Origin of the sequence: Leifsonia aquatica (assembly GCF_014190775.1) — a bacterium.
Lineage (GTDB): Bacteria > Actinomycetota > Actinomycetes > Actinomycetales > Microbacteriaceae > Leifsonia > Leifsonia aquatica.
In genome coordinates this window covers 1,953,704-1,980,486 of sequence record NZ_JACHVP010000001.1, presented here as the reverse complement: position 1 = coordinate 1,980,486, position 26,783 = coordinate 1,953,704, and the positions used below count along the sequence as shown (strand labels likewise).

The window sequence follows — 26,783 nt, the reverse complement described above, 5'->3', positions numbered from 1 at the left end:
GAAAAGTGGATGCACGCCAGGAGAAGACCCTCGGCCGCTTGACGGCGGCCATCCTCGACCTCGCGACGGCCGGCCCGGTCGCCGACGTGTCGGTCTCCGCGCTGGCGACGGCGGCCAGCGTTCACCGTTCGACCGTGTACACGTACGCCGCGTCGCCCGTCGACCTGCTCCAGCGCGTGCTGCGCTCGGAGCTCTACGACCTTCGAGCCGCATACCTCGTGGACATCGCCCCGGAGGACGCGGCCGCCGCCGTGCGGGGCGTGACGCGCGCGGTGCTCCAGCACGTGGATGCGCACGACGTGATCTACCGGCGCGGCCTCGGCGCCGAGAGCGGCAGCTCCAGCCTCCACGCCCTCCTGAGCGAGCACTTCGAGGGCTCCATCGAACTGCTGCTCGACCAGCACAGCGTCGACGTGCCCGCGGCCGACGACGTCGAGCGCCGGGCCATCGCGCGCTACCTCGCCGACGGCACGATCGGCGCGATCGACGTCTGGCTGAGCCGGCCGCGCCCGCGGGACGTGGACGGGCTGCTCGACCTCATCGGGCGGCTCACCCCGGCGTGGTGGCCGGACCGACCCGTGCCGGCGCGCGACTCCTCAGCCTCCTGAGAGGCCCGCACGGATAATGGAGGCATGGGCCGGCTGCGCGACACCCTCGACCGCTGGTTCCGCCGCGCCCCGCTGCTCCACGTCGCCGGTGACGAGGGGGAGGGGCCGGTCGTCGTCCTGGTGCACGGCATCGCGTCGTCCTCGGTGACGTTCCAGAACCTCGTCCCGCTGCTCGAGCCCGCGCACCGCGTGATCTCGATCGACATCCTCGGCTTCGGCCGCTCGCCGGCGCCGGAGGATGCGCAGTACACGCTCGAGGAGCACGTGGACGCCCTGCATCGCACACTGCGGTCGCTGCGGCTCCGCGCTCCGTTCGTGCTCATCGGGCACTCGCTCGGGAGCCTGATCGTCGCGCGCTACGCCGCCGACCATCCCGCTGCGCTCACCCGCCTGGTGCTGGTCGGCCCGCCGGTCTACGGTCCGCCCGCCGCGATCGGCGACCGCCGCGTGCGCACCCGGGTCAGCGCCTACCTGCGCGCGTACGAGTTCCTGCGGGCGAACAAGGAGTTCACGATGCGGAACGCCACCATCCTGGCGCGCACGCTCCCCATCAAGGGCGTCTTCGAGATCACCGAGCGCAACTGGACGCCCTTCGTCCGCTCGCTGGAGAACTGCATCGAACGGCAGACCCTCGTCAGCGACCTCGCCCGCGTGCGCGTACCGGTGCACGTCGTCTACGGGACGCTCGACGCCTTCATCGCCCCCGGGAGCCTCGCCGTGCTCGAAGCGCTGCGCAACGTGACCATGCACCGCGTGGAGGCCAACGACCACATCATCCGTAAACGGCTCGCGCGAGTGGTCGCGACGGCGTGCGGGTGAGGTGTGCGGGCGCCGCGCCCTCGCCGGGGCCGGCCCGGCCGATCCGCGTCAGTCGGTCGGCAGCGCGATCTCGTCGATCGCGGTGAGGTAGGCCTCGCCGTCGAAGCCGGTGAAGAGGGACGACTGCGTGACGTAGCCGTGGACCAAGCCGACGTAGATGCCCACATAGCGCTGGGCCAGCGTTGCGGCGCGATCCTCCGGCACGCCGAGGCCGCTCGCGTACCAGTGCGTCAGATAGTCGCGCAGCATCCCGGTGATCCGCTCGCCGATCTCGGCCGCCACCGTGCCGAGCTCGGGGTTGATCGGCACCTGCCCCCAGACCTGGAGGAGGAGCTGGAGCTCGCCGACCTGCTCCGTGAGACCGGAGACCAGGAGGCGTACGACCGCACCGGGCGAGGGGAGGGGGTCGCGGTCGCGCGCCGCCGCGACCTCGAAGAAGCGCGCATCCATGATCTCCGCGACGGCGAGGCGGATCAGCTCGTCCTTGCTCTTGTAGTGGCTGTAGATCGCACCGGCCGAGAGGCCGGACTCCTCGATGATGTCGGCCATCGACGTCGCGGCGAAGCCCGAGCGGGCGAAACGGCGGAGTGCCGCCTGCGCGATCTGCTCGCGCCGGGCGTTCTTGTGCTCCTCGGTGACTTTCGGCATCGCCGCCCTCCTCGCGCTCCGAAAACGAATGCTCGTTCTTGACAATAGCGGACCTGTGCCTCACTATAAAGAACGATCATTCGTTTTTAATGGAGGCGTCGTCATGTCTAGCAACACCCTCACCCCGCACACGCCGTGGCTGCGCTCGATCCTGCTCGCGCTCGGGGCCGCGGTCGCCGTACTGATCGTCGTCCTCGCCTTCCTCTGGCCGACGATGACCTCCACGGTCAAGGACCTCCCCGTCGCCGTCGCCGGAGACTCCGCTGCCGCCGCGCAGGTCGAGAAGCAGCTCGCCTCGTCCGCCGACGGCGTCTTCGACCTGACGACGGTCGCCTCCCGCGATGACGCCGTGCACCTCATCCGCACCCGCGCAGTCGACGGAGCGATCGTGCTCGGCGACCGGCCGGAGGTGCTCACGGCCTCCGCGAACGGCGCCGCGGTCAGCCAGTTGCTCGGGCAGGTCGCCGCGACCATCCAGAAGCAGGCGAACGCGCAGGCCTCCGCCGCCGTCGCGAAGGCCGTCGCCGCCGGGCAGGCGCCTGCAGGGACCGTCGCACCCACCATCACGGTCGCCGTCACCGACGTCGTCCCGCTTGCCTCGACCGACGCCCGCGGGCTCGGACTTTCGGCGGCCTCCTTCCCGCTCGTCCTCGGTGGGATGCTCGGTGGCGTGCTGATCTCCCTGCTGGTGGCCGGGAGCTGGCGGCGACTGACGGCGGTCGTCGTGTACGCCGTCGTGGGCGGTCTCGGTGTCGCCGCCGTCCTGCAGGCCGGATTCGGCATCCTCCAGGGCGACTACGCGGTCAACGCGCTCGCGGTGGGTCTCTCGATGTTCGCCACCGCTGCTTTCATCGTCGGGATGAACGCGCTCATCGGCACGGCGGGCATCCCGCTCGGCGCGGTGCTCACCATCCTCGTCGGCAACCCGCTGTCGGCCGCGGCTCAGCCGATGCAGTTCATCGCCGGGCCGTGGGGCGAGATCGGGCAGTGGTTCGTTCCGGGCGCCTCCGTCACCCTGCTGCGCGACCTGTCCTACTTCCCCGACGCCGACGCGAGCGGGTCGTGGCTCATCCTGCTCGGCTGGGCGGTGCTCGGGCTGATCGGGATGACCGTCGGGCACTTCCGCAACCAGCGGGTGGTGGCCGCAGCGGCGCCGGAGGTGTCGGGAGCGGGAGCCCTCGAGTCGACGGGTGCCGCCGGGCGCGCGGGTACGGCCGCACCGGAGGGCGCTGCCGTAGCCGTCTGAGGCGTCGCCCGCCGCGGGCGTTGGTCGCAGACCGCGGGACGCGGACCGCCCGGCTAAGGTGGGCGCATGGAGCAACGGACGCTGGGCAGGACCGGCCGCGAGGTCTCGGTCGTCGGACTCGGAACCTGGCAGCTCGGCGCCGACTGGGGCGACGTGCGCGAGGAGGACGCCTTCGAGGTGCTCGACGCGGCGGCCGAGGCCGGCGTCACCTTCTTCGATACGGCCGACGTCTACGGCGATGGTCGCAGCGAGCAGCTCATCGGCCGGTTCCGGGCGGCGCGGCCCGACCTCCCGCTGACCGTCGCGACCAAGATGGGCCGCCGGGAGGCGCAGGATCCCGCGAACTTCACCCTCGCGAAGTTCCGCGAGTGGACCGACCGCTCGCGCCGCAACCTCGGCGTCGACACACTCGACCTCGTCCAGCTGCACTGCCCGCCGACCCCCGTCTTCTCGAACGACGCGGTGTACGACGCGCTCGACACCCTGGTGGCCGACGGCGCGATCGCGAATTACGGCGTCAGCGTCGAGACCTGCGACGAGGCGCTCGCCGCGATCGCTCGTCCCGGGACCGCCAGCGTGCAGATCATCCTCAACGCCTTCCGCTTGAAGCCGCTCGACCAGGTGCTGCCCGCCGCGCGTGCAGCCGGCGTCGGGATCATCGCCCGCGTGCCGCTCGCGTCGGGGCTGCTCACCGGTCGCTACACCGAGCAGACCGAGTTCTCGGCGGACGACCACCGCTCCTACAACCGCCACGGCGAGGCGTTCGACGTGGGCGAGACCTTCTCGGGCGTCGACTATGCCGAGGGTGTGCTCGCCGCCCGCGAGTTCGCGGCGCTCGCGCCCGAAGGGTTCACCCCGGCGCAGACCGCCCTCGCCTGGATCATCGCCCAGCCCGGCGTCTCCACCGTCATCCCGGGCGCCCGCTCCGCCGAGCAGGCCCGGGCCAACGCCGAGGCGGCCCGCTTCCCGCACCTCCCGGACCTCGACCCCGCCGTCCACGCCATCTACGACACCCACTTCCGCGCCGCCATCCACCCCCGCTGGTAGCCGCCTCCCGCCCTTCCCGCCCCGCCCTTACGCGAGACGTGAGTAGTTGCGGGTGCGGGAGGCCCCACACCCGCAACTACTCACGTCTCGCGAGGAGTTTTCGCAGACGTGTGAGAAGTGCGGCGGGTTCGTGGAGGTCGGAGGCGGTCACGCGGACCATCCGCCAGCCGAGATCCTCCACCCGCTCGCGACGTCGCAGATCCTTCATCCAGACCTGGCGGTCGACGCGGTGGATGTCGCCCTCGTATTCGATCGCGATCTGCTCGATCGGATAGGCGAGGTCTGCGCGCGCGATCGCAGCGCCGACGCGATCGAGCAGGGTGAAGTTCACCGCGGGCTCCGGGAGACCCGCGTCGGTCAAGAGCAGCCGCAGGCGAGTCTCACCGGGCGAGTCGACGCCCGTGCGGACGGCCGGGAGCTGGGCTCGCGCCTGCTTCACCCCGCGCCGCCCCGGCCACGCCGCCACGATGCTCTCGAGGTGATCTCGTGTCGTCCACGGTGCCGATCCTGAGACCAGATAGTCGGCCACGGCGATCGACGATGAGCGGTCCAGCAGCGGGACCAGGTCGAGCCATGTCTGCGCAGGTGAGGTCACCGGAAAGGCACCGACCAGCGCGGGAGACCAGCTCGCGATCGTGTGGGAATGGATGCCCGCTATCTGTGGCGCACGCTCGCCTGCGGGGACGGTCACATGGATCGGGTCATCCACGTCGAGATGGCGGGGGAGCGGCGCGCCGTACAGCCGTGCCGCCGTGACATGGCTGAACAGGAGGCGATCGTCGCGGTGGCACAGCAGGGCTGAGCAGCGCTCCTGGAGCGTGGGCGCAGCCGCCGCGATCCGCACTCCGCGCAGGGGCGCGTGCAGATCGGACGCCCGGAGTCGCCCCGCGCTCACGCCGCTCTGCAGCGCATCCTGCACGTGGAAGGGCCCGCGGAGTGCGTGCGGGAGGGGTGTGATCCGTACCATCCCCTCACCCTGCCCGGACGTTCCCTTCGTCCGGTCCCTTATCCACACCCCTCCCTCGCGAGATGTGACTTGTTGCGGGTGGGGAGTGCCCCACACCCGCAACAAGTCACGTCTCGCGAGAAGCGGGTCAGGAGGGCTGGACGGGGACGGGCTCGGTGTCGGGGATGGGGGAGGCGTCGCGGCCGCGGAGATCGGGGTGGATGCGGTGCGCCAGGGCGGCGACGACGAATCCGACCAGGGCGAAGAGCGCGGCGGCCCAGAAGGCACCGAGGGCGCCGAAGCCGTCGATGAGGAACCCCGCGAGGGCCGAGCCGAGGGCCGCACCGATGAGCTGTCCGGTACCGACCCAGCCGTACGCCTCGGCGGTGTCGGAGAACTTCACGCTGGCGGAGACGATCGCGAAGAGCACCGCGAGGGCCGGGGCGATGCCCACACCGGCGATGAGGAGGGTGGCGGACAGGGCCCACGGCGACCAGAGCATGAAGCTCGAGAGGCTGACGCCGATGAACACGAGCAGCATGCGGCGGGCGGTGGCCCACGGCCCGATCGGGACGTGGCCGAAGGCGAGACCGCCGACGAGGGAGCCGACGGACCAGATGGCGAGGACGATGCCCGAGAGTGGGGAGCCTTCGTCGAAGGTGGCGACGACGCCCGCCTCGACGGCGGCGCACGAGCCGATGAGCAGGAAGCCGACGACCGTCGCCAGCAGCACGGGCGGCCGGGTGAGCACCACGCCGAAGCGCCGCTTGCTGCGCGGGATGCGCACGCGCCCGACCTCGGGCGACGCGATGAACCAGAAGCCGCCGAGCAGCATGATCGCCACGGACATCAGGATGCCCTCGACGGTGCCGATCTGGGTCGAGACGAAGGTGATCGCCACCGGACCCGCGATCCAGATGATTTCCTGCGCGGACGCATCGAGCGAGAAGAGCGGGGTGAGCTGCCGCGAGTTGACCATCTTGGGATAGATGGTGCGCACGGCGGGCTGGATCGGCGGCATGCTGAGGCCGGCGAAGAAGGCGACGGCCATCGTCACGGGGATCGGCATCACGACGAGGCCGATCACGGCGACGGCGACGGCGCAGAACGCCAGCGTCGTCCACAGCACCACGCGCATCCCGAGCACGCCCATGAGGCGGCTCGTCATCGGTCCGGCGATCGCCTGGCCGATGCTCATCGCGGCGAGCACGAGTCCGGCCGCCCCGTAGGAGTGGTGGACGCGCTCGATGTGCAGCAGGAAGGCGAGCGAGAGCATGCCGAAGGGGAACCGCGCCGTCAGCTGTGCGGCGATGATCCGCGCGACACCGGGGGTCTTCAGAAGGCTCGAGTAACTGCTCACAATCCGATCACTCTATCGGGCGGAAACGGCCTTCCACGAGGGTCCACGCAGAGTGCGTCACCCGCATGAGGGCCTGTGGATATGTGCATAACTCATGCACATCTGTGGACGACACGCCCACTAGATATGGGGGGATGGAAATGTCGGCACCCCGCTATATAGTGGTCAAACACGGATCGCCGCAGCACGCGGAAATCGCCTCGCTGCGGCTCGATCCACGGGGAAACAGCGCCGGACCAGCCCTTCGAGGGAGCCGGTGCACGACCATGCCGCCACTCGGGTTGACGGCAGTGCGAAGAGGGAGAGAACGTGCCAATCACCGTCGTGAAGCGGAATGGCGAGCGCGAGCCGTACGACGCCAACAAGATCAACCTGGCCATCGAGACGGCGGCCCAGGGTCTGGACGACAACATCACCTGGGTCACCCAGATCGCGAGCGAGCTCGAGCTCACTCTCTTCGACGGCATCACGACCCAGCAGCTCGACGAGGCCGTCATCCAGGTCGCCCTGCAGAACGTCAAGGACGACCCGGCGTTCGACACCGTCGCCGCACGCCTCCTCCTCAAGACGATCTACAAGCGCGTCCTCGGTGACTACGCCGACTTCGAGGAGCTCGTCTCCCTCCACGGCTCGCACTTCCGCGCGTACGTCGAGCGCGGCGTCGCCGAGACCCTCCTCGACTCCCGCTTCACCCAGCTCTTCGACCTCGACCGCCTCTCCTCCGCGCTCGACCCGTCGCGCGACGAGCTGCTCAAGTACATCGGCGTCGTGACCCTCAACAACCGCTACGGCATCAAGGCCCGCAACGGCGACTCGCTCGAGGTGCCCCAGTACTTCTGGATGCGCATCGCGATGGGCCTCTCGCTCAACGAGGCCGACCCGACGAGCCACGCCCTCGCCTTCTACGAGAAGATGTCGAAGCTCGAGTACCTGGCCGCGGGCTCCACGCTCGTCAACGCCGGCACCGCGTACCCGCAGCTCTCCAACTGCTTCGTCATGGAGATGCAGGACGACATCGAGCACATCGCCAAGTCGGTCCGCGACGTCATGTGGCTCACCAAGGGCACCGGCGGCATCGGCCTCTCGGTCACCAAGCTGCGTGCTCAGGGCTCGCCCATCCGCTCGAACAACACGACCTCCACCGGTCCGATCCCGTTCATGCACACCATCGACTCGGTGCTGCGCGCGGTCAGCCGTGGCGGCAAGAAGTTCGGTGCCCTGTGCTTCTACATGGAGAACTGGCACATGGACTTCCCGGAGTTCCTGGACCTGCGCCAGAACTCCGGCGACCCCTACCGCCGCACCCGCACCGCCAACACCGCGGTGTGGATCAGTGACGAGTTCATGAAGCGTGTCCAGAACGACCAGGACTGGTACCTGTTCGACCCGCTGGAGGTCTCGGACCTCAACGAGCTCTACGGCAAGGAGTTCTCGGAGCGCTACCAGCACTACATCGACGAGGCCGAGGCCGGCCGCATCGTGATGTTCAAGAAGATGAGCGCGCGCGCCCAGTTCAAGGACATCCTGATGAGCCTCCAGACCACCAGCCACCCGTGGCTGACCTGGAAGGACACGATCAACAACCGTGCCCTCAACAACAACACCGGCACCATCCACCTGTCGAACCTCTGCACCGAGATCACGCTGCCGCAGGACCGCGACAACGTCTCGGTCTGCAACCTGGCGTCGATCAACCTCTCCCGTCACATCGTCGACGGCAAGATGGACTTCGCCCGCATCGAGGAGAGCGCCCGCCAGGCGGTCCGCCAGCTGGACAACCTCATCGACATCACCGTGTCGAGCGTCGACGAGGCCGACTTCTCGAACCAGCAGAACCGCGCCATCGGCCTCGGCGTGATGGGCTTCACCGACATCGTCGAGCGACTCGGCCTCAGCTACGAGAGCGAGGAGGCGTACGCCCTGATCGACGAGATCATGGAGCACGTCTCGTACGCGGCGATCGACGAGAGCGCCGACCTCGCTCAGGAGCGCGGCGCGTACCCGAACTTCGAGGGCTCGCGCTGGTCGAAGGGCCTCGTCCCCTACGACTCGATCGCGCTCACCGAGGCCGACCGCGGCGTCCCGATCACCGTGGACCGCACCATCCGCCTCGACTGGGACCGCCTGCGCGAGAAGGTCAAGGGCGGCATGCGCAACGCCACCCTGATGGCGATCGCCCCGACGGCGTCGATCGGCCTCGTGGCCGGCACGACCCCCGGCTTCGACCCGCAGTTCTCGCAGATCTTCAGCCGGTCCACCTCGTCGGGCAAGTTCCTCGAGGTCAACCGCAACCTGGTCGCCGCGCTCCAGGAGCGTGGCCTGTGGGAGGACGTGCGCGAGTCCATCCTCCGTTCGCAGGGCGACATCCAGGGCATCGCTGCGATCCCGGACGAGATCAAGGCGACGTTCAAGACGAGCTTCCAGCTCTCGCCGCACGCCTTCATCGAGGTCGCGGCCCGCGCTCAGAAGTGGATCGACCAGGCCATCAGCCGCAACATGTACCTGGAGACCCGGGACCTCGGCGACATGATGGACATCTACTACGCAGCGTGGGAGAAGGGCGTCAAGACGACGTACTACCTCCACATGAAGCCGCGTCACCAGGCCGAGCAGTCGACGGTCAAGGTCAACAAGTCCGAGGAGATCTCGGGCGGCCGCAAGGGCTTCGCGACCGTCGGCGCCGGTGCGCCGGCCGCCGCGGCCGAGCCCGCCGCCGCACCGGCTCCCGCCGCCCCCGCTCGCCGCGGGTTCGGCTTCGGAGGTCTCTCGGGAGGTGACAAGTAATGAACACCGCCACCAAGATCGAGGAGTACTACGTGCCGGTCGACCCGATGGACGACCTGCAGTGCGAGTCCTGCCAGTAATCACGCACTGCGCGCGCCGTCGAGTCTGAAGAGGAGAAACAGAACTATGGGCATCCTGGGTACCGGGATCGAAGAGGGCCTGCTGCTCAAGCCGGTGAAGTACCAGTGGGCGATGGACCTGTACGACCAGGCCGTCGCGAACACCTGGTTCCCGAACGAGATCCAGCTCGGTGAGGACATCGCCGACTTCAAGAAGATGACCGACGAGGAGCGTCACGCGGTCACCTTCCTGATGAGCTACTTCAACCCGAACGAGCTCCTCGTCAACAAGGCGCTCGCGTTCGGCGTCTACCCCTACATCAACGCGGCCGAGGCGCACCTCTACCTCGCCAAGCAGATGTGGGAGGAGGCGAACCACTGCATGTCGTTCGAGTACGTCCTCGAGACGTTCCCGATCGACCGCGAGCAGGCCTACAACTCCCACGTCGACGTGCCGTCGATGGCCCGCAAGGAGGAGTTCGAGGTCCAGTTCATCAAGCGGATGACCGAGCAGACCCTCGACATCACGACGACCGAGGGCAAGCAGGACTTCATCCGCAACCTCGTCGCGTACAACGTGATCCTCGAGGGCATCTGGTTCTATTCGGGCTTCATGGTCGCGCTCTCGTTCCGCCAGCGGAACCTGTTGCGCAACTTCGGTTCGCTGATCGACTGGGTGGTGCGCGACGAGTCGCTGCACCTCAAGTTCGGCATCAACCTCATCCTCACGGTCCTCGAGGAGAACCCCGACCTGCAGACGCCGGAGTTCGCCAACGAGATCCGGCAGATGATCCTCGACGCCGTCGAGATGGAGGAGCAGTACAACCGCGACCTCCTGCCGGGCGGCATCCTGGGCCTCAACGCGAACTACATCAACCAGTACGTCCGCTACCTGGCCGACCGTCGCCTGGAGGAGCTGGGGTTCGAGGCTGAGTACAAGGTCTCCAACCCGGCCAAGTGGATGGCGACCGCCAACGACACCCTCGAGCTGGTCAACTTCTTCGAGTCGACCAACACCTCGTACGAGTCGAACGCGAAGGCGTCCACCGGGCACTGACGCACGCGCGCACACGAAGGGGCGGCCCCGGGACATCCCGGGCCGCCCCTTCGCCGTTCGCGCCGTCAGGCTCGGCGCCGCATGACGGTCGTCACGATCGCGCCCACCACGGCGAACCCGGCCACTCCGAAGAAGAGCAGCTGGAATCCGCCGGCCGTCGCGTCCACCGGCGTCGATCCCGAGTGCACGAGCGACGCCGTCTGGGCCGCTGCGATCCCGCCGAGGACGGCCAGTCCCACTGCGCCGCCGACCTGCTGACTGGTGTTGACGAGGCCGCTCGCGAGGCCGGACTCGGCCTCGACCGTACCGCGGACGGCGAGCTGGGTGGCCGTCACGAACGTCGCGCCCAGGGCGGCTCCGATGACCACGCTCGGGAGGATGAACCCGGTCACGAGCCCGGTCCGTCCGGCCAGCGCGAACCACGTCACGCCCGCGGCGAGCAGCAGGAGCGCGCCGGTGAGGGCGGGCCGCAGTCCGACGCGGGCCACCACAGCGGGGACCCCGCCTGCGACCGCGACCAGAGCGAGGGCGAGCGGCAGCTGGCTGAGGCCGGCGCTCAGGGCGTCGAGCCCGAGCACCTCCTGCAGGTAGACCGAGAGGGCGAAGAACAGGGCCACGGTCGAGCCTCCGACCAGCAGCATCACCACGTTGCCCGCGGCGGCATCCCGGTTGCGGAAGAAGCCGAAGGGCAGCAACGGGTGCGCGACGCGACGCTCGACGATGACGAACGCCGTGAGGAGGGCGAGCGCGGCGACGACGAGGCCGAGGACGATCGGGTGCGTCCAGCCCAAGACGCCACCCTCGCTCAGAGCAGCGACGGCGGACGCGAGGCCCAGGGTCGCGGTGACGGCGCCCGCGGTGTCGATCGGCGCACTGCTCGTCCGGGGGTCCCGGGAAAGCAGTCGCGGGAGCACGAGGACGACGAGGACCCCCACGGGTACGTTCACGAAGAACACCGACGCCCAGCCGAAGGAGGCGGTGAGCACCCCGCCGAGGAGCACGCCGGCGGCGCTTCCCATCCCGGCAACCGCGCCCCAGACGCCCAGCGCTTTGCCTCGGGCGGCGCCGTCGGGGAAGAGGAGCGTGAGCAGCGCAAGGGCCGCCGGCGCGAGCAGTGCCGCGAACCCGCCCTGGAGAGCGCGGGAGGCGAGCAGCATCCCTCCGCTCGTCGAGAGGCCCGCCAGCAGGGACGCCGCGGCGAACCCGGCCACCCCGACGAGGAACATCCGCCGGTGGCCGAAGCGGTCGGCCAGGCGCCCGCCGAGCAGGAGCAGGCCGCCGAACGGCAGCACGTATGCGGTGACGACCCACGCCAGGGAGGCGGTACCCAGGTGGAGTGCTGCGCCGACGCTGGGGAGGGCGATGTTCACGATGGACGCGTCCAGGACGACGAGGAACTGGGCCAGCGCCAGGACGGTCAGAGCCCACCACGGGTGCATGGAGCGGGCGCCGGATGCGAGGCCGCCGGGGTGAGGCGCGATGCGGGTTGACGATGTCATGTTCTGTCCTTTCGGTGTGAGTGATTGATCAATCACTCTTGAGGGATGGAGCAGGAATGGAGGGCCGATAGGGAGAAGCCGGCGGCCGCCTCAGGGGTGACGGATGCCGCGGGTGAGCGTGCGCGCCCACTCGTCGGGGAGGTCGTCGAGACCGAGGGTCACCGTCAGGTGGCACAGCTGGCCCCAGGCGATGAAGTGCTGGATGGCGGCGCCGTCTGCCCCTGAGCGCGTGGCTGCGAACCGGGTGACCCGGGCCAGGCCGCGGCGGAGCGCATCATGGATCTCGGGCACGTCGGCCGCGGACTGTGCGTGCACCTGCAGCATGAGGAGCGAGCGGTCGGAGATCAACTCGGCATAGGCGAGACCCATGGCATCGAGGATCTCGTCCGGGGTGCCGTCCGCCGCCGTACGGGCTCCGCGCTCGAGCGCGTCCTCGATGAGCTCGAAGCACCGGTCGAGGGCGGCGACGAAGAGGCTCTCCTTGCCGGGGAACAGCTTGAAGACGTACGCAGGGGAGATGTCGGCGTCCGAGGCGACGGCGGCGATCGGCGTGCCGAGGTAGCCGGTGCGGGCGAAGACGGTGATCGCACTGGCGAGCACGGCCTCGCGGCGGTCGTCGGCGGTGGAGAGCGTTCGTGGCATGTGAGTGACTGTACACTCACTCTCGTACGACCACAACGCCTCAGGCGAGAGCACGGCGGAAGCGGTGCGAGAATCGGGTCATGCGTCCTCTCGTCTCCGCTCCCGAACTCGCCGCAGAACTCGCGACGTCGACCCCGCCCCGGCTGCTCGACGTCCGCTGGAAGCTGGGCGGACCTCCCGGTGCCGCCGAGTTCGAGCGTGGCCACATTCCCGGAGCGGTATACGTCGATCTGGACACCGAGCTCGCCAGGCACGGCGCACCGACGGAGGGACGGCATCCGCTGCCCGACGAGGCCGAGTTCCAGGACGCCGCGCGCCAGTGGGGGCTGAACGATGGAGACGCGGTCGTGGTCTATGACGACGTCTCCGGGACCTCCGCCTCCCGCGCCTGGTGGCTGCTCCGCCACGCCGGGGTGCGGAATGTTCGTGTGCTCGACGGCGGCCTCACCGCCTGGATCTCGGCGGGCGGTGACGTGGAGACCGGAGCGACGGCCCCGGAGCCCGGACAGGTGTCTCTCGCGTTCGGCAGCCTCCCGACCATCGATGCGGACGATGCCGCGTCGTTCTCCGAGCGCGGCGTGCTCCTCGACGCCCGCGCCGGGGAGCGGTACCGCGGAGAGGTGGAACCGGTCGATCCGCGGGCGGGTCACATCCCGGGCGCGCTCAGTGCACCGACCGTGGAGGCGCTCGACGCCGACGGACTCCTGTTGCCGGCCGAACGGCTCGCCGAGCGGTTCGCGGCGCTCGGCGCGGTGCCCGGCACGGCCGTCGCCGTGTACTGCGGCTCCGGCGTGACGGCCGCGCACACCGTGCTCGCCCTGGAGGTCGCGGGCCTGCCGACGCCCGCCCTCTATCCCGGCTCGTTCTCCGCCTGGTCCAACGACCCCGCGCGGCCGGTCGCGACCGGGGAGTGAATCCGGGACGACCGTCCGCGACGCGCCCTGCTCGGTTGTAATACGCGGCAACAGGCGTGCGCCTTCCCAGCGTGAGCGCCTAGTCTCCCTCCATGACCACGCTCGACGTCCGCCCCTCCGACCTCCCCGGCGCCCTGCCGGAGGTCGAGGTCTGCGACTCGGTCGCGGCGCTCATCGGGAACACTCCCGTCGTCGAACTGCACACGCTGACGCGGGGGCTGGGCTCGCGCGTGCTCGTGAAGCTCGAGGGCCGCAATCCGGGTGGCTCGTCGAAGGACCGGATCGCGCTCAACATGATCCGGACCGCGGAGGCGTCCGGCGCCCTCGCGCCCGGTGCCACGATCGTGGAGGCCACGAGCGGCAACACCGGGATCGGCCTGGCGCTCATCGGCCGCCTGACCGGGCATCCCGTGGTCATCGTGCACGCCGCGGACGTCTCGGACGAGAAGCGCAAGGTGCTCGCCGCCTACGGCGCCCGCCTGGTGGAGGCCGACTGGGAGGCCGCACCGGACGACCCGGCCAACCCGCGTGCCCTCGCCGACCGGATCGCCGCCGAGACGCCCGGCGCCTGGCGACCGGCGCAGTTCGCGAACACCGCGAACCCCGACGCGCACTACCGCGGCACCGGCCCGGAGATCTGGCGGCAGACCGGCGGCCAGGTCACCCACTTCGTGGCCTCGATCGGCACCGGCGGCACGGTCAGCGGCACCGGCCGCTTCCTCAAAGACGTCACCGGAGGCGCCGTGCGCGTCTACGGCGCCAACCCGGTCGGCTCCACCTACGGCGGCGGCCCCGCCGGGCGCATCCTCGTCGACGGCGTCGGCAGCGCGTGGCCACGGGAGTTCTGGCCCGAGACGTTCGATCACGGGGTGGTGGACGAGGTCCACACCATCGAGGACGCCGAGGTGTACCGTACGGTGCGCCGTCTGGCGGCCGAGGAGGCCCTTCTGCTCGGCCCGTCGTCAGGGCTGGCGGTCGCGGCCGCTCTGCGCATCGCGGAGCGGGCTCCCGCGGGCTCCGTGGTCGTGGCGATCGCGCCGGACGGCGGCATCAACTACCTGACGAAGGCGTTCGACCCGCTGTGGCTGCAGGCCTCCGGCGTCGACGCCGACTGACGACTGACGACGCGGACGAAAGAGACACATGGCACTCCTCCATTTCGGCTGGTTCCTCGGCGCGGGCTTCGGCGTGCAGGGCTGGGGCGACCCGACCTACGGCGTCGGGTACGACTGGCGCCAGCCGCCGATCTACCAGGACGCCGCGCGCGCGTTCGAGGCGAGCGGCCTCGACCTGTTCATCATCGAGGACGGCGTCGCCGTGCCCGACACCTACGGCGGCAGCGCCGAGGTCAACCTCTCGGCCGCGCGGTTCGTCCCGAAGCACGATCCGCTGCCGCTCGTCCCGTACCTCCTCGGTGCGACGAGCCGGCTCGGCATCGTCCCGACCCTGAGCGCGAGCTTCTACGAGCCGTTCACCGCGGCCCGCCTGCTCAGCACGCTGCAGCATTTCGCGGGAGGCCGGCTCGGCTTCAATGTCGTGACCAGCGGCTCCGATCTCGCGGCGCAGAACTACGGCCTCGACAAGCAGATCGATCACGACCTCCGCTACGACCGCGCCGACGAGTGGGTGGATGTCGTCCGCAAGCTCTGGCGCAGCTGGGAGCCCGACGCGATCGTCGAGGACGTCGCGAACGGCGTCTACGCCGACTTCCGCAAGGTGCACACGATCGACCACGAAGGCCGGTTCTTCCGGGTGCGCGGGCCCCTGAACACTGCTCCTGCCGCCGAGGAGCCGGTGATGGTCCAGGCCGGCGCGTCCGGCCGCGGGCGCGACTTCGCGGGCAAGAACTCCGACGTGGTGCTGGCCCTGGCCTCGACGGCCGAGCGGATGCGGGAGTACCGCGACAGCATCCGGGCCGTCGCGGTCGAGAACGGCCGCGACGCCGACGCCATCAAGGTCCTCTTCGTCGTGCAGCCGATCGTCACCGCGAACGCCGAGGAGACCGCGACGGTGCGGGCCGCCCGCGCCGAGCTGACGCAAGCCGCGATCGATGAGCAGCTGCAGTCGATCTCGTACCTCACCGGGGTCGACTTCAAGACGTTCGATCTGGACGCGCCCCTGCCCGAACTCACGACCAACAGCAACCAGGGCACGCTCGACAACTTCGTCCGCTCGGCTCCGGCCGGTTCGACGCTGCGCGAGATCCTGCAGACGCGCGCCAAGAAGGACGGCCTGGCGATCGTCGGGACGGCGGACGGGATCGCCGACCACCTCGGCGAGCTGGGGGAGGCGGTCGGCGGCGACGGCTTCCTCTTCACCGGCCAGGTGCATCCCGCCAACGTGCACCGCACGCTCGACCCGCTGGTGCCCGCACTCCGGCGCCGTGGGCTGCTACGCACCGAGCTGGGCGACGGCGGACTGCGCCGCAACCTCCAGGACTTCTGATGGCCGCCGCCGCTCCGATCCGCCTCGGCGCCGCGGCCCCGCGCCCGGAGGACATCGCGGCCGTCGCCGACGGCGCGGTGGTGGAGCTGACGCCCGAGGCGCGCGAGACGCTCGCGGCCTCCCGTGCCGTCGTCGAACACGCCATCGCCTCGGGCGAGCCGGTCTACGGCCTGAACCGCCGGCTGGGTGCAGGCCGCGACGACGCCGTGGACCCGGAGGAGTTCGCCGCCTTCCAGCGCCGCACGATCGCGAACCACCGCGGCGGGGTGGGCGACCCGCTGTCGGAGCCGGAGGCGCGCGCGGTCGTCGTCGCCCGGCTGGCCGGCTTCACGCGCGGGGGAGCCGGGGTCCGTCCGGTGCTCGCCCAGGCCTACGCCGACATCCTGAACGCGGGCGTCGTCCCCTTCATCCCCTCACGGGGCTCGGTGGGCGCGGCCGACCTGACCGCGTTGGCGGAGGTCGTGGCCGTGGTGACCGGCGACGGCGCCGTGATCGACGGGAGCGTGAGCGGCGGCCCGGCCCGGGAGGCGCTGGCCGCGGCGGGACTCGAACCGCTCGATCCCGCGCCGCACGAAGCCCTCGCCGCCCTCAGCTCGAACGCGTACAGCATCGGCGTCGGCTCTCTCGCGCTCCTCGACGCCGAGGCGCTGACCGCCGTCGCGGACCATGCCGTGGCCCTCTCGCTGGAAGCCGCAGCCGCGGCGGGTCCTGCCGGGAACCCGAGCCCGTACACGGCGATCGTGGCCGAGGCCCGCGGCGGCCGGGGCCAGATCGACTCGGCGGCCGCGATCCGCGCGGCGCTCGACGGCAGCGTGCTGCACGACCCGGCGCGGCCCGTGACCGTGCAGGATCCGCTCGCCTTCCGCAGCGCACCGCAGCTGCACGGTGCACTGAGGGAGGCCGTCGAGCGTGTCCGCACGGAACTCGAGCTGGAGCTCGCCGCGCGCAGCGAGAACCCGGTCGTCGACATCGCCTCAGGCCGGCTGGTCTCGGGCGGCAACTTCCAGGCCCTCCCGCTCGCGCTCGCGTTCGAGGGGCTGCGGCTCGCGATCGCGCACGTCGCGGCGGCGTCCGAGCGGCGTACCGCGGCGCATTCCGTCGCACTGGCGCCTGCACGTGCCGACGGGCGCACCCGGGTCCCCGGACTGCTGCTGTATTCCGCGGCATCGGCGGCTGCTGAGCTCAAGCAGCTGGCGGTCCCCGCCACCCTGGGAAGCACGACACTCTCCGGAGTGGAGGATCACTCGTCCTTCGCCCCGCTGGCCCTTCGCCTCGCTCAGCGCTCGCTCGCCCTCGCGGCCGAGGTGTTCGCTGCCGAGGCGCTGCACGCCGTCGAGTTGCTCCACGCGAACGGCGCGCTCCCAGCCGGCTCCGTCACCGGGCCGTTGGCCATGCGCCTGGAGGAGGTCATCGAGGCCGGTGCTCCGGCCCGCACGCTGGTCGAGCAGGCCGCGGCGGAGCTGCGTGCTCAGCCGGCTGCGACGTCCTTGCGGAACCCCAGGTAGGAGACCTTCTCCCAGTCGTCGTCGAGATCGAACAGCGGCGCGTAGCCGAGCGAGAGGTAGAGGGCGACCGCCTCCGGCTGGCGTGCGCCGGTCGTCAGCACGATCGACCGGATGCCGCGGCGGGCTGCCTCCGCCTCGAGCTCGGCCATCACGCGGCGGGCCAGGCCCTGCCGGCGGTGCGCCGAGTGGGTCCAGACCCGCTTGACCTCGACGGTGTCCGCGTCCTCCCGCATGAAGGCCCCGCCGGCGACGGCGTGCCCCTCCTCGTCGACGAGCAGGAGGAACGTTCCCCCCTCCGCGACCGTGAAACGCTCGGCGGGGTAGCGGGTGAGCTCGACGGACGAGGGGATGCCGTCGTTCAGCCCGTAGCGCTCGTCGTACTCGCGCGAGAGCTCCTCGACGAGAGGCGCGGCGCGAGGGTCGTCGGGGCGGGTGACGACGACGCGGGCGGTCGCGGCCAGGGTCTGCTGCGGCGCGTCGCCGGATCTCGGTTCGGTCACGCATCGACGATACGACAGCTCAGCGACACGCGCGGGAGCGGGGTCACAGATCGTCATTCGCAACGGATTCCACGCAAGGAAACGCGAAATCTGTTGGAAACCTGCAGGAAAAGCGCCGTTTCACGCGCAAATTAGTGTGAGAACTGCGCCCGAGCGCTGGGGTATGCTCCCCATACCTCCTGCAACCCTTGCATCCAGGAAGAAGGACCATCACCATCATGCGTATCCGATCCGTGGCCCCGGTGGCCGCTTTCGCCGCTGTCGCCGCGCTGGCCCTCACCGGCTGTGTCGACAACTCCACCCCGTCCAGCAGCGGCACCTCGACGTCGAGCGCCGCCGCCGTCGACGTGAAGAAGGACGACGCCCTCGCCGCCTCGCTGCCCGAGAAGATCAAGTCGGCCGGCAAGCTCGTCGTCGGCATGGACAACACCTACCCGCCGAACGAGTACAAGGACGACAACAGCCAGCCCGTCGGCTGGGAGGTCGACCTGACTAACGCGATCGCCGCCAAGCTCGGCGTCAAGGTCGAGTTCGCCATCGCGAAGTTCGACAACATCATCCCGTCGGTCGCCGGCGGCAAGGACGATTTCGGCATGTCCTCGTTCACCGACACGACCGAGCGCGAGCAGCAGGTCGACTTCGTCAACTACTACAGCGCGGGCATCCTGTGGGCGTCCGCCAAGGGCAAGACCGTCGACCCCGACAACGCCTGCGGGCTGAAGGTCGCCGTGCAGTCGACCACGTATGAGGACACCGACGAGGTCCCCGCCAAGTCCAAGGCGTGCACCGACGCGGGCAAGGCGGCCATCCAGGTGCTCCGCTACGACACCCAGGACGACGCCACCAACGCGGTCATCCTCGGCAAGGCGGACGCCCTGAGCGCCGACTCGCCCGTCACCCTGTACGCGATCTCGAAGACCGACGGCAAGCTCCAGGAGGCCGGCAAGACGTTCGACGAGGCCCCCTACGGCCTCCCGGTCGCCAAGGGCTCCGACCTCACGCCGGTGCTGCAGAAGACGGTCCAGGCGCTGATCGACGACGGCTCCTACGGCAAGATCCTGGACAAGTGGGGCGTCTCCGACGGCGCCGTCACCAAGGCCGAGGTCAACGCCGCCTCGAAGGGCTGACACGCATGTCCCAGGGCAACCCGGGCCGGCCGGCGGCGGGGACGACCCCGCCGCCGGCCGGCGCCCCGGCCTCCGAGCCGATCAAGGCCATCAAGCTCAAGCACCCGTGGCGGATCGTCTTCGCCGTGCTGCTCATCCTGGTGCTCGTCTGGTTCGTCGTCGACGCGGCGCAGCGCAGCGCCTACGGCTGGGAGTACGTCGGCAAGTACGTCTTCGACCGGCGCATCAGTGCCGCTGCACTGGTCACCCTCCAGCTGACCGTCTACTCGATGGTCATCGGCGTCATCCTCGGCCTCGTGCTCGCGGTCATGCGCCTCTCCCCGAACCCGGTCGTCAAGTCGATCGCCTGGCTGTACCTGTGGATCTTCCGCGGGACGCCGGTGTACGTCCAGCTCGTCTTCTGGGGCCTGTTCTCGCTGATCTACCCGCAGATCGTGCTCGGGGTGCCGTGGACGGAGTTCCACTTCTCCTTCGACCTCGGCTTCATGCAGAACGCGTTCATCATCGCCATCATCGGCCTCGCACTCAATGAAGCCGCGTACATGGCGGAGATCGTGCGCGCCGGCCTGCTCTCGGTCGACGAGGGTCAGGAGGAGGCGGCGACCGCTCTCGGCATGTCGTGGTGGCAGACGATGACGCGCATCGTCATCCCGCAGGCCATGCGTGTGATCATCCCGCCGACGGGCAACGAGGTCATCTCGATGCTGAAGACGACCTCGCTGGTGGCGGCCATCCCGCTCACCACCGACCTGTACGGCGTGGCGCGCGACATCTCGGCGGTGACCTACACGCCGGTGCCGCTGCTGATCGTGGCCTCGCTGTGGTACCTGCTCTTCACCTCCATCCTGATGGTGGGGCAGTACTTCCTCGAGAAGCGGTTCTCGCGCGGCATCAACGCGCGCCGTCCCGACAACCGGGAGCCGGCACTCGCGACAGGCGCGCTGCCTGCGGCGGGAGCACCGGACGGAAACGACCTCGGAGGCAAGGGATGACCGACATCAACGCAGCCACGTCCGCGACGCCCATGGTCCTCGCGGAGGGCGTCTCGAAGAGCTTCGGCTCCAACGAGGTGCTCAAGAGCATCTCCCTGTCGGTGAAGCAGGGCGAGGTGCTCTGCATCATCGGCCCGTCCGGCTCCGGCAAGTCGACCTTCCTGCGCTGCATCAACCACCTCGAGCGGGTGGATGCGGGGCGGCTCTCGGTCGACGGGGAGGTCGTCGGGTACCGCCAGCACGGCGACAAGCTCTACGAGCTCAAGCCGAAGGAGGCGTCGAAGCAGCGCCGCGAGATCGGGATGGTGTTCCAGCGGTTCAACCTCTTCCCGCACATGACCGCCCTCGAGAACATCATCGAGGCGCCCATCCGGGTGAAGGGCCTGCCGAAGGCCCGCGCGGTCGAGCGGGCGAAGGAGCTGCTGGCGCGCGTCGGCCTCAGCGACAAGGGCGACCACTACCCGTCGCAGCTCTCGGGCGGTCAGCAGCAGCGCGTGGCGATCGCCCGCGCGCTGGCGATGGACCCGAAGCTGATGCTCTTCGACGAGCCGACCTCCGCTCTCGACCCGGAGCTGGTCGGCGAGGTGCTGGACGTGATGAAGGGCCTGGCGCAGTCGGGCATGACGATGGTCGTCGTCACCCACGAGATGGGCTTCGCCCGCGAGGTCGCGGACGAGCTGGTCTTCATGGACGGCGGCGTCGTCGTCGAGTCGGGCGACCCGCGCGAAGTGCTCGCGAACCCGCAGCACCAGCGCACGCAGGCCTTCCTCTCGAAGGTGCTCTAGCCTCCCGCCATCCGTTCCGGACTTCTGCACGCTCGCGCACCGCGTGTCGCGGACGGAAGTCCGGAACGGATAGCATCGCGGGATGAGCGACGAGGCGATCCAGGACGACGAGCGACGACCCGTGGTCCTGATCACCGGCGTCGGGCGGGCGCGGAGCATCGGCGCACAGATCGCCGCCGACCTGGCCACCGTCTACGACGTGGCGTTCTCGTACTGGGACGGCTACGACGCGACGATGCCGTTCGGCAGCGAGCCCTCGTTCCACGACGAGCTGGCCGCGCAGTTGCGCGCGTCGGGAGCGCGGGTGCTGCCTCTGGAGGCCGACCTCGCCGATCCGGAGACGCCCACTGCCCTGATCGCCCGTGTGCGCGACGAGCTGGGCCCGGTGCGGGCGATGGTGCTGAGCCACGCGCACTCGGTGGACAGCGGCATCCTCGACACGTCGGTCGAGAGTTTCGACGCCCACTTCGCGGTCAACACCCGGGCGAGCTGGCTGCTCATCAAGGCGTTCGCCGAGGCGTACGAGGGGCCGCACGGCTGGGGGCGCATCGTTGCGCTCACGAGCGATCACACCGCCCACAACCTCCCGTACGGCGCGAGCAAGGGAGCGCTCGACCGCATCGTGAAGGCGGCGGCCGTCGAGCTTGCGCACCTCGGGATCACTGCGAACCTCGTCAACCCGGGGCCGATCGACACGGGGTGGATGACGCCCGAGCTCGCGACCGAGCTGGCCGCCGAGACCGCGCTCGGCCGGCTCGGCACGCCGCAGGACACGGCGGACCTGGTCGGGTTCCTGCTCTCGCCCGCCGGCGGCTGGATCAACGGCCAGCTGCTCCACTCCAACGGCGGCTTCAACCTCGGCGTCTAGTCGCTCGCGCCGCTCGCACGTCGGCGAGTGCGCGAAAAGTACGCGTGTGACCGGACACTTCGTGCACTTTCTGCGCACTCGGCGAGCCGCGGCTCAGCCCGCGAGCACCTTGCGGATGCGTTGGAGAGAGACGCTCTCGGCAGTGCCGAGCGACTGGGCGAAGAGCGAGACGCGGAACTCCTCCAGCATCCACCGGGCGTGCGCGATGTTGGGCGGGCTGTTCGGGGCGAGCGGGATGCGGCCGCCGGCGTCGGTGTAGAGCGCCACGGCCGTCTCCACCTGGGTCTGCCACGCGCGGTCGCGGCCGGGGTTCACCGGCAGCGCCTGGATGCGCTGGGTGATGCCGGCCAGATACCGCGGCAGATGCCGCAGCTGCTCGATCCCCGTCGCCGAGACGAAGCCCGGATAGACCAGCCCGGCGAGCTGCGCCTTCGCGTCATTCAGGGAGGCGAGGAACACCAGCGAAGTCGCCCCGCCGATCGCCTTCTCGGCGGCGCGGGAGGCGGTGAGGATGCGGGTGACCAGCGCGACCGTCTCGAACATCGAGTCCATCACGATGGCGGAGACGCGGTCGCGCACCGCCTCGAACTCGGCGCGCATGAAGACCTGGCCGTCCGGCTTCATCCGGTAGAGCACCGAGTCGATCACGGCGAGCAGGCAATCGTCGAAGAGCGCCTTCGTGTTCGGGTACGGGCTCGCCGCGAGCGTGAGCTTCTCGTTGGCCGTCAGGTGCTGCTGCACGTACGCGACGGGTGACGGGATGCTCGCCAGCAGCAGCCTCCGCACCCCGCCCGGCATGGCCTTGGCCTGGTCGGCGGGCGTGCTCATGAGGCGGATGGAGACGCTCTGCCCGTCGTCGACCAGCGCCGGGTAGGCGCGGATGGTGTTCGTCGAGCCCCCTGGACCGGTGTGCGTGCTGTCGAGGAAGCGGGGGAGCTCGTCGAGGTCCCAGGTCGTGAGCCCGGTGCGCTCGATCGCGTCGGGCGTGCGCGCCTCGGCGACGCGGGCGACGGAGTCGCGGGCGCGCGAACGCAGGCTCTCCTGCAGGGCGCCGAGATCCTTTCCGCTGGCGAGCGGCCGGCCGCGCTCGCCGATCACCTGGAAGGTGGGGCGCAGGTGCGCGGGGAGCCGCTCGGCGTCGAAGTCCGTGCCGCTCACCCGCGAGCCGGTCAGTCGCGAGATCGTCGCAGCGAGGGTGTCGGTGAGGGAGGCGGCGGGCCGTTCGCCCTCGTGGGCGCGCATCCCCGCGGTCGTGGAGAGCTCGCCGAGCAGGCGCTGCGCCCAGTCGGCGGCGGGGACGACCTGGCGGCGGATCGCCTTCGGGAGCGACTTGATCAGCGCGGTGACCAGCTCGTGGCGGAGGCCGGGGACCTGCCAGTCGAAGCCGTCGGGAACGAGCCCGGCGAGCAGCGGGAGCGGCACCTGCACGGTGACGCCGTCATCCTCGGCGCCCGGCTCGAACCGGTAGCGCAGCGTGAGGCGCTGGTCGCCCTGACGCCAGACCGGCGGGAACGCTTCCTCGTCGATCTCCGCCGCATCCTCGTCGATGAGCGACTCCGGCGTCATGGTGAGCAGGTCGGGCGTCTCGGTGCGCGCCTTCTTCCACCAGCCCTCGAAGGTGCGGGTGGAGACCACCTCGGCCGGGATGCGCCGGTCGTAGAAGTCGAAGACGCTCTCGTCGTCGTTCAGGATGTCGCGGCGGCGGGTGCGCTCCTCCAGCTCGCGCAGCTCGGCGCGGAGCTTACGGTTGGCGCGGTCGAAGGCCTGGTGCGAGTCCCATTCGCCGTCGACGAGGGCGTGCCGGATGAACAGCTCGCGCGCGAGCGGCGCGTCGATGCGGGAGTACTGGATGCGTCGGCGCGGGATGATCGGCACGCCGAACAGCGTCACCTTCTCGTACGCGACGACGGAGCCCTGGCTCTTCTCCCAGTGCGGCTCGCTGTACTGCCGCTTGCAGAGATCGCCGGCGATCGGCTCGGCCCAGGCGGGGTCGATCGCGGCGTTCATCCGCGCGAAGAGCCGGCTCGTCTCGACCAGCTCGGCGCTCATCAGCGCGTTGGGCTGCTTCTTGGCCAGCGTCGAGCCCGGGAAGATCACGAAGCGTGCCTGGCGGGCGCCGAGGTACTCGGACTGGCGGGTGCGCGCGCCGCCCTTGTTGCCTGACTCGCGCAGGTCCTTCAACCCGATGTGGGACAGCAGGCCCGCGAGGAGCGAACGGTGGATGCCGTCGGGGTTCACCGACGCATCGCCGATCGTCAGGCCGAGCGGCTTGGCGAGCTGGCGGAGCTGGCGGTAGACGTCCTGCCACTCGCGCACGCGCAGGAAGTTGAGGTACTCGGCCTTGCAGAGGCGGCGGAAGGCGCTCGACGAGAGCTCCTTCTGCTGCTCCTCGAGGTAGTTCCAGAGGTTCAGCAGGGTGAGGAAGTCGCTGGTCGGGTCGGCGAAGCGGGCGTGCTTCTCGTCCGCGCTGCCCCGCTTCTCGACCGGGCGCTCACGCGGGTCCTGGATGGTGAGCCCGGCGACGATGGCCATCACCTCGCGGGAGGTGCTGTGGCGCTTCGACTCGACGACCATCCGCGCGAACCGCGGGTCGATCGGCAGCAGAGCGAGCGAGCGCCCGACCTTCGTGAGCGCAGGGTCTCCGCCTCGCGCCGTCGTGATCGCGCCGAGCTCGGTCAAGAGGTCGAGCCCGTCCTTGATTCCGCGGGAGTCCGGCGGGGTCAGGAACGGGAAGGCGGCGATGTCGCCGAGCCCGAGCGAGATCATCTGCAGGATGACGGCCGCGAGGTTCGTGCGCAGGATCTCGGGCTCGGTGAACTCGGGGCGCTTCTCGAAATCCTCCTGCGAGTACAGGCGGATCGCGATGCCGTCGCTGGTGCGGCCCGAACGGCCGGAGCGCTGGTTCGCGCTCGCCTGCGAGACGGCCTCGATCGGGAGGCGCTGCACCTTGGCGCGCGTGCTGTAGCGGCTGATGCGGGCGGTCCCGGCATCCACCACGTACTTGATCCCGGGCACGGTGAGGCTGGTCTCGGCGACGTTGGTCGAGAGCACGACGCGGCGGCGGACACCGGGCGTGGACGACGGCTGGAAGACGCGGTGCTGCTCGGCGGACGACAGGCGGCCGTACAGCGGCAGCACCTCGGTGCCCGGGAGGTTGCGGCCGCGGATGGCGTCGGCCGCATCCCGGATCTCGTTCTCGCCGGAGAGGAACACGAGCACGTCGCCGGGAGCCTCGCGCGCGAGCTCGTCGAGCGCGTCGTTGATGCCCTGCAGGTAGTCGCGGTCGGCGGTGGGGACGGGATCGGGGTCGTCCTCGTCCTCGAGCGTCTCGGCGACCAGGGGGCGGTAACGCACCTCGACCGGGAACGTGCGACCGGAGACCTCGACGATCGGCGCGGGTGACCCGTCGGCCGCGGCGAAGTGCGCGGCGAAGCTCTCGGGGTCGATGGTCGCCGAGGTGATGATCACCTTGAGGTCCGGCCGCTTCGGCAGCAGCTCGCGCAGGTAGCCGAGCAAAAAGTCGATGTTGAGGCTGCGCTCGTGGGCCTCGTCGATGATGATCGTGTCGTACTTGCGCAGCAGCCGGTCGCGGTGGATCTCGTTGAGCAGGATGCCGTCGGTCATCAGCTTGATGCGCGTCTCGGCCGACACGCGGTCGGTGAACCGCACCTGGTAGCCGACCAGCTCGCCGACGGTCTGGCCCAGCTCCTCCGCGATGCGCTCGGCGATCGTGCGGGCCGCGATGCGGCGCGGCTGGGTGTGGCCGATGGAGGTGCGGCCCAGCTCGAGGCAGATCTTCGGCAGCTGCGTCGTCTTGCCCGAGCCCGTCTCGCCGGCCACGATCACGACCTGGTTGTCCCGGATGGCGCGCGCGATGTCGTCCCGCTTCTGACTGACCGGCAGCTCGGGCGGGAACGTGATGCGGGGGAGGGCGGAGGTCGCAGTCATGAGCCCTCCATTCTATCCGGCGCAGCGATCACAAAATCGTTGTGGATGCAGAGCACTTTGTGCTACAAAGTTAATCATGAACGAAGACAACTCCGGCGACGCCCGGGAGATGCTCGACCTGATCGATGGTCAGCAGCGTCGCGTCGACCGCGGACTCCGCCTCCCCGTCGTGTGGCTCTACTCCATCTGGGCGTTCGCCTGGCTGGTCGGGTTCCTCGCGCTCTACCTGGCCGTGCTCGGCGTCCTCGACCCCGTGGCCGCCGGCATCGTCTTCGCGGTGCTGATCGTGGCCTCCATCGTCGCGTCCGCCGTCATCGGCTCGCGCATCGGGCGCGGGCTGCGCGGCCAGTCCCAGTTCGCCGGCACGGTCTACGGCATCTCGTGGTCGGTCTGCTCGATCGCGTTCGCCCTGCTCGGCATCGGCCTCCTGGCCCAGGGAATGCCGGACGACCTCGCCGGTATCTACTTCCCGAGCGCGTACGCCCTGATGTGCGGCACGCTGTATCTCGGCGGCGCGGCGCTCTGGCATGACACGGTGCAGCTGGTCCTCGGCCTGGCCCTGCTGGTCGTCGGAGCGGTCGTCCCGTTCCTCGGCCTCGGCCCGAACCTCCTGGTGCTCGCCATCGCGGCCGCCGTCATCTTCGGCTCCGGAGCGGTCATCACGGCGCGCTCGCTGCGGAGCTGAGGCCCGTGGACGAGCTCGACCCGGTCATCCACGCGGCCGCGCGCCTGAAGATCACGGCCACCCTCGCCACCGTCCCCGAGGACGGCAGCATGTCCTTCCTTCGGCTGCAGGAGCTGCTCGACCTGACCGCCGGCAACCTCGCCACCCACCTGCGCAAACTGGAGGACGCCGGCTACATCGCGGTCGAGAAGACCCACCGCGGACGCGTCCCCGTCACCTACCTCGCACTCACGACGACCGGCCGCCGCGCATTCGAGGATTACACGGCGGCACTTCGCAGCATCATCGGGGGGTGAATG

22 protein-coding genes and 1 pseudogene are annotated in these 26,783 nt (G+C 70.1%); 16 read left to right on the top strand and 7 right to left on the bottom strand.

Annotated features, from left to right (window positions below):
- Positions 1-5 precede the first annotated feature (5 nt).
- A complete protein-coding gene (locus tag FHX33_RS09475; protein WP_021764375.1) occupies positions 6-608 on the top strand; it encodes a TetR/AcrR family transcriptional regulator in 603 nt (200 codons plus the stop codon).
- 24 nt (positions 609-632) lie between these two features.
- Positions 633-1,427 (top strand): alpha/beta fold hydrolase, encoded by a 795-nt coding sequence (locus FHX33_RS09470; protein ID WP_021764376.1) that lies wholly within the window; start codon positions 633-635, stop codon positions 1,425-1,427.
- Between the two features lie 48 nt (positions 1,428-1,475).
- On the opposite strand, the gene FHX33_RS09465 is transcribed toward FHX33_RS09470, so the two are convergent.
- Positions 1,476-2,075 (bottom strand): TetR/AcrR family transcriptional regulator, encoded by a 600-nt coding sequence (locus FHX33_RS09465; RefSeq protein ID WP_021764377.1) that lies wholly within the window; start codon positions 2,073-2,075, stop codon positions 1,476-1,478.
- 103 nt (positions 2,076-2,178) lie between these two features.
- Between FHX33_RS09465 and FHX33_RS09460 the strand changes: the two genes are divergently transcribed.
- Positions 2,179-3,321 carry an ABC transporter permease gene (locus FHX33_RS09460; protein WP_183428384.1) on the top strand — a complete coding sequence of 381 codons (1,143 nt, stop codon included), beginning with the start codon at positions 2,179-2,181 and terminating at the stop codon, positions 3,319-3,321.
- A 66-nt stretch (positions 3,322-3,387) separates the two neighbouring features.
- The gene (locus FHX33_RS09455; RefSeq protein WP_021758254.1) at positions 3,388-4,368 is read left to right on the top strand and encodes an aldo/keto reductase; all 981 of its coding nucleotides are present in this window, start codon (positions 3,388-3,390) and stop codon (positions 4,366-4,368) included.
- A gap of 76 nt (positions 4,369-4,444) precedes the next feature.
- Here FHX33_RS09455 and FHX33_RS09450 read toward each other — a convergent pair whose 3' ends face one another.
- Together FHX33_RS09450 and FHX33_RS09445 are read right to left on the bottom strand one after the other, a co-directional pair.
- Positions 4,445-5,335 carry a hypothetical protein gene (locus FHX33_RS09450; RefSeq protein WP_021758253.1) on the bottom strand — a complete coding sequence of 297 codons (891 nt, stop codon included), beginning with the start codon at positions 5,333-5,335 and terminating at the stop codon, positions 4,445-4,447.
- Between the two features lie 127 nt (positions 5,336-5,462).
- A complete protein-coding gene (locus FHX33_RS09445; protein ID WP_021758252.1) occupies positions 5,463-6,674 on the bottom strand; it encodes an MFS transporter in 1,212 nt (403 codons plus the stop codon).
- A 309-nt stretch (positions 6,675-6,983) separates the two neighbouring features.
- On the opposite strand from FHX33_RS09445, the pseudogene FHX33_RS09440 reads away from it, so the two are divergent.
- Positions 6,984-9,538 (top strand): annotated as a pseudogene (locus FHX33_RS09440) (ribonucleoside-diphosphate reductase subunit alpha).
- 46 nt (positions 9,539-9,584) lie between these two features.
- Entirely contained in the window at positions 9,585-10,574 is a 990-nt protein-coding gene (locus FHX33_RS09435; RefSeq protein ID WP_021763909.1) for a ribonucleotide-diphosphate reductase subunit beta, read from the top strand.
- A gap of 65 nt (positions 10,575-10,639) precedes the next feature.
- Here FHX33_RS09435 and FHX33_RS09430 read toward each other — a convergent pair whose 3' ends face one another.
- Together FHX33_RS09430 and FHX33_RS09425 are read right to left on the bottom strand one after the other, a co-directional pair.
- A complete protein-coding gene (locus tag FHX33_RS09430) occupies positions 10,640-12,073 on the bottom strand; it encodes a DHA2 family efflux MFS transporter permease subunit (RefSeq protein WP_039922916.1) in 1,434 nt (477 codons plus the stop codon).
- A gap of 90 nt (positions 12,074-12,163) precedes the next feature.
- The gene (locus FHX33_RS09425; protein WP_021763907.1) at positions 12,164-12,715 is read right to left on the bottom strand and encodes a TetR/AcrR family transcriptional regulator; all 552 of its coding nucleotides are present in this window, start codon (positions 12,713-12,715) and stop codon (positions 12,164-12,166) included.
- Between the two features lie 80 nt (positions 12,716-12,795).
- Between FHX33_RS09425 and FHX33_RS09420 the strand changes: the two genes are divergently transcribed.
- The 4 genes from FHX33_RS09420 to FHX33_RS09405 all read left to right on the top strand — a co-directional run bounded on the left by FHX33_RS09420 (position 12,796) and on the right by FHX33_RS09405 (position 17,579).
- Positions 12,796-13,629, top strand: coding sequence for a sulfurtransferase (locus tag FHX33_RS09420; protein WP_183428382.1), 834 nt, complete (start codon positions 12,796-12,798; stop codon positions 13,627-13,629).
- A 92-nt stretch (positions 13,630-13,721) separates the two neighbouring features.
- On the top strand, positions 13,722-14,744 hold the full coding sequence (locus tag FHX33_RS09415) for a PLP-dependent cysteine synthase family protein (protein WP_183428381.1): 1,023 nt from the start codon (positions 13,722-13,724) through the stop codon (positions 14,742-14,744).
- 28 nt (positions 14,745-14,772) lie between these two features.
- A complete protein-coding gene (locus FHX33_RS09410; RefSeq protein WP_021765082.1) occupies positions 14,773-16,074 on the top strand; it encodes an NtaA/DmoA family FMN-dependent monooxygenase in 1,302 nt (433 codons plus the stop codon).
- Positions 16,074-17,579, top strand: a complete 1,506-nt coding sequence (locus FHX33_RS09405; RefSeq protein WP_183428380.1) for an aromatic amino acid ammonia-lyase — start codon at positions 16,074-16,076, stop codon at positions 17,577-17,579. Before FHX33_RS09410 ends, FHX33_RS09405 begins: the two co-directional genes overlap by 1 nt.
- Here the strand turns inward: FHX33_RS09405 and FHX33_RS09400 are convergent.
- The gene (locus FHX33_RS09400) at positions 17,543-18,079 is read right to left on the bottom strand and encodes a GNAT family N-acetyltransferase (protein WP_021764336.1); all 537 of its coding nucleotides are present in this window, start codon (positions 18,077-18,079) and stop codon (positions 17,543-17,545) included. The two genes, FHX33_RS09405 and FHX33_RS09400, sit on opposite strands and share 37 nt — an antisense overlap.
- A 218-nt stretch (positions 18,080-18,297) precedes the next feature.
- On the opposite strand from FHX33_RS09400, the gene FHX33_RS09395 reads away from it, so the two are divergent.
- The 4 genes from FHX33_RS09395 to FHX33_RS09380 all read left to right on the top strand — a co-directional run bounded on the left by FHX33_RS09395 (position 18,298) and on the right by FHX33_RS09380 (position 21,851).
- The gene (locus FHX33_RS09395; protein ID WP_021764337.1) at positions 18,298-19,206 is read left to right on the top strand and encodes an ABC transporter substrate-binding protein; all 909 of its coding nucleotides are present in this window, start codon (positions 18,298-18,300) and stop codon (positions 19,204-19,206) included.
- Positions 19,207-19,211: 5 nt separating this feature from the next.
- Positions 19,212-20,198 carry an amino acid ABC transporter permease gene (locus FHX33_RS09390; protein WP_183428379.1) on the top strand — a complete coding sequence of 329 codons (987 nt, stop codon included), beginning with the start codon at positions 19,212-19,214 and terminating at the stop codon, positions 20,196-20,198.
- Positions 20,195-20,983 (top strand): amino acid ABC transporter ATP-binding protein, encoded by a 789-nt coding sequence (locus FHX33_RS09385; RefSeq protein ID WP_021765484.1) that lies wholly within the window; start codon positions 20,195-20,197, stop codon positions 20,981-20,983. The genes FHX33_RS09390 and FHX33_RS09385 overlap by 4 nt, the downstream gene beginning before the upstream one ends.
- Positions 20,984-21,065: 82 nt before the next feature.
- Positions 21,066-21,851, top strand: coding sequence for an SDR family oxidoreductase (locus FHX33_RS09380; RefSeq protein ID WP_021765485.1), 786 nt, complete (start codon positions 21,066-21,068; stop codon positions 21,849-21,851).
- A 93-nt stretch (positions 21,852-21,944) separates the two neighbouring features.
- Here FHX33_RS09380 and hrpA read toward each other — a convergent pair whose 3' ends face one another.
- Complete coding sequence (gene hrpA / locus FHX33_RS09375; RefSeq protein ID WP_021765486.1) at positions 21,945-25,799, bottom strand: ATP-dependent RNA helicase HrpA; 3,855 nt, start codon at positions 25,797-25,799, stop codon at positions 21,945-21,947.
- Between the two features lie 76 nt (positions 25,800-25,875).
- On the opposite strand from hrpA, the gene FHX33_RS09370 reads away from it, so the two are divergent.
- Together FHX33_RS09370 and FHX33_RS09365 are read left to right on the top strand one after the other, a co-directional pair.
- Positions 25,876-26,484: a hypothetical protein gene (locus FHX33_RS09370; RefSeq protein WP_021765487.1), complete on the top strand. Its 609-nt coding sequence runs from the start codon at positions 25,876-25,878 to the stop codon at positions 26,482-26,484.
- A gap of 5 nt (positions 26,485-26,489) precedes the next feature.
- Positions 26,490-26,780: a transcriptional regulator gene (locus FHX33_RS09365; RefSeq protein ID WP_021765488.1), complete on the top strand. Its 291-nt coding sequence runs from the start codon at positions 26,490-26,492 to the stop codon at positions 26,778-26,780.
- The last annotated feature ends 3 nt before the right edge of the window (positions 26,781-26,783 follow it).

Excerpts from the sequence above, each read along its gene's own strand:
- FHX33_RS09470 (WP_021764376.1), top strand. The coding sequence starts at position 633 with ATGGGCCGGCTGCGCGACACCCTCGACCGCTGGTTCCGCCGCGCCCCG.
- FHX33_RS09465 (WP_021764377.1), bottom strand. The coding sequence starts at position 2,075 with ATGCCGAAAGTCACCGAGGAGCACAAGAACGCCCGGCGCGAGCAGATC.
- FHX33_RS09460 (WP_183428384.1), top strand. The coding sequence starts at position 2,179 with ATGTCTAGCAACACCCTCACCCCGCACACGCCGTGGCTGCGCTCGATC.
- FHX33_RS09455 (WP_021758254.1), top strand. The coding sequence starts at position 3,388 with ATGGAGCAACGGACGCTGGGCAGGACCGGCCGCGAGGTCTCGGTCGTC.
- FHX33_RS09450 (WP_021758253.1), bottom strand. The coding sequence starts at position 5,335 with ATGGTACGGATCACACCCCTCCCGCACGCACTCCGCGGGCCCTTCCAC.
- FHX33_RS09435 (WP_021763909.1), top strand. The coding sequence starts at position 9,585 with ATGGGCATCCTGGGTACCGGGATCGAAGAGGGCCTGCTGCTCAAGCCG.
- FHX33_RS09430 (WP_039922916.1), bottom strand. The coding sequence starts at position 12,073 with ATGACATCGTCAACCCGCATCGCGCCTCACCCCGGCGGCCTCGCATCC.
- FHX33_RS09425 (WP_021763907.1), bottom strand. The coding sequence starts at position 12,715 with ATGCCACGAACGCTCTCCACCGCCGACGACCGCCGCGAGGCCGTGCTC.
- FHX33_RS09420 (WP_183428382.1), top strand. The coding sequence starts at position 12,796 with ATGCGTCCTCTCGTCTCCGCTCCCGAACTCGCCGCAGAACTCGCGACG.
- FHX33_RS09415 (WP_183428381.1), top strand. The coding sequence starts at position 13,722 with ATGACCACGCTCGACGTCCGCCCCTCCGACCTCCCCGGCGCCCTGCCG.
- FHX33_RS09410 (WP_021765082.1), top strand. The coding sequence starts at position 14,773 with ATGGCACTCCTCCATTTCGGCTGGTTCCTCGGCGCGGGCTTCGGCGTG.
- FHX33_RS09405 (WP_183428380.1), top strand. The coding sequence starts at position 16,074 with ATGGCCGCCGCCGCTCCGATCCGCCTCGGCGCCGCGGCCCCGCGCCCG.
- FHX33_RS09395 (WP_021764337.1), top strand. The coding sequence starts at position 18,298 with ATGCGTATCCGATCCGTGGCCCCGGTGGCCGCTTTCGCCGCTGTCGCC.
- FHX33_RS09390 (WP_183428379.1), top strand. The coding sequence starts at position 19,212 with ATGTCCCAGGGCAACCCGGGCCGGCCGGCGGCGGGGACGACCCCGCCG.
- FHX33_RS09385 (WP_021765484.1), top strand. The coding sequence starts at position 20,195 with ATGACCGACATCAACGCAGCCACGTCCGCGACGCCCATGGTCCTCGCG.
- FHX33_RS09380 (WP_021765485.1), top strand. The coding sequence starts at position 21,066 with ATGAGCGACGAGGCGATCCAGGACGACGAGCGACGACCCGTGGTCCTG.
- hrpA (WP_021765486.1), bottom strand. The coding sequence starts at position 25,799 with ATGACTGCGACCTCCGCCCTCCCCCGCATCACGTTCCCGCCCGAGCTG.
- FHX33_RS09370 (WP_021765487.1), top strand. The coding sequence starts at position 25,876 with ATGAACGAAGACAACTCCGGCGACGCCCGGGAGATGCTCGACCTGATC.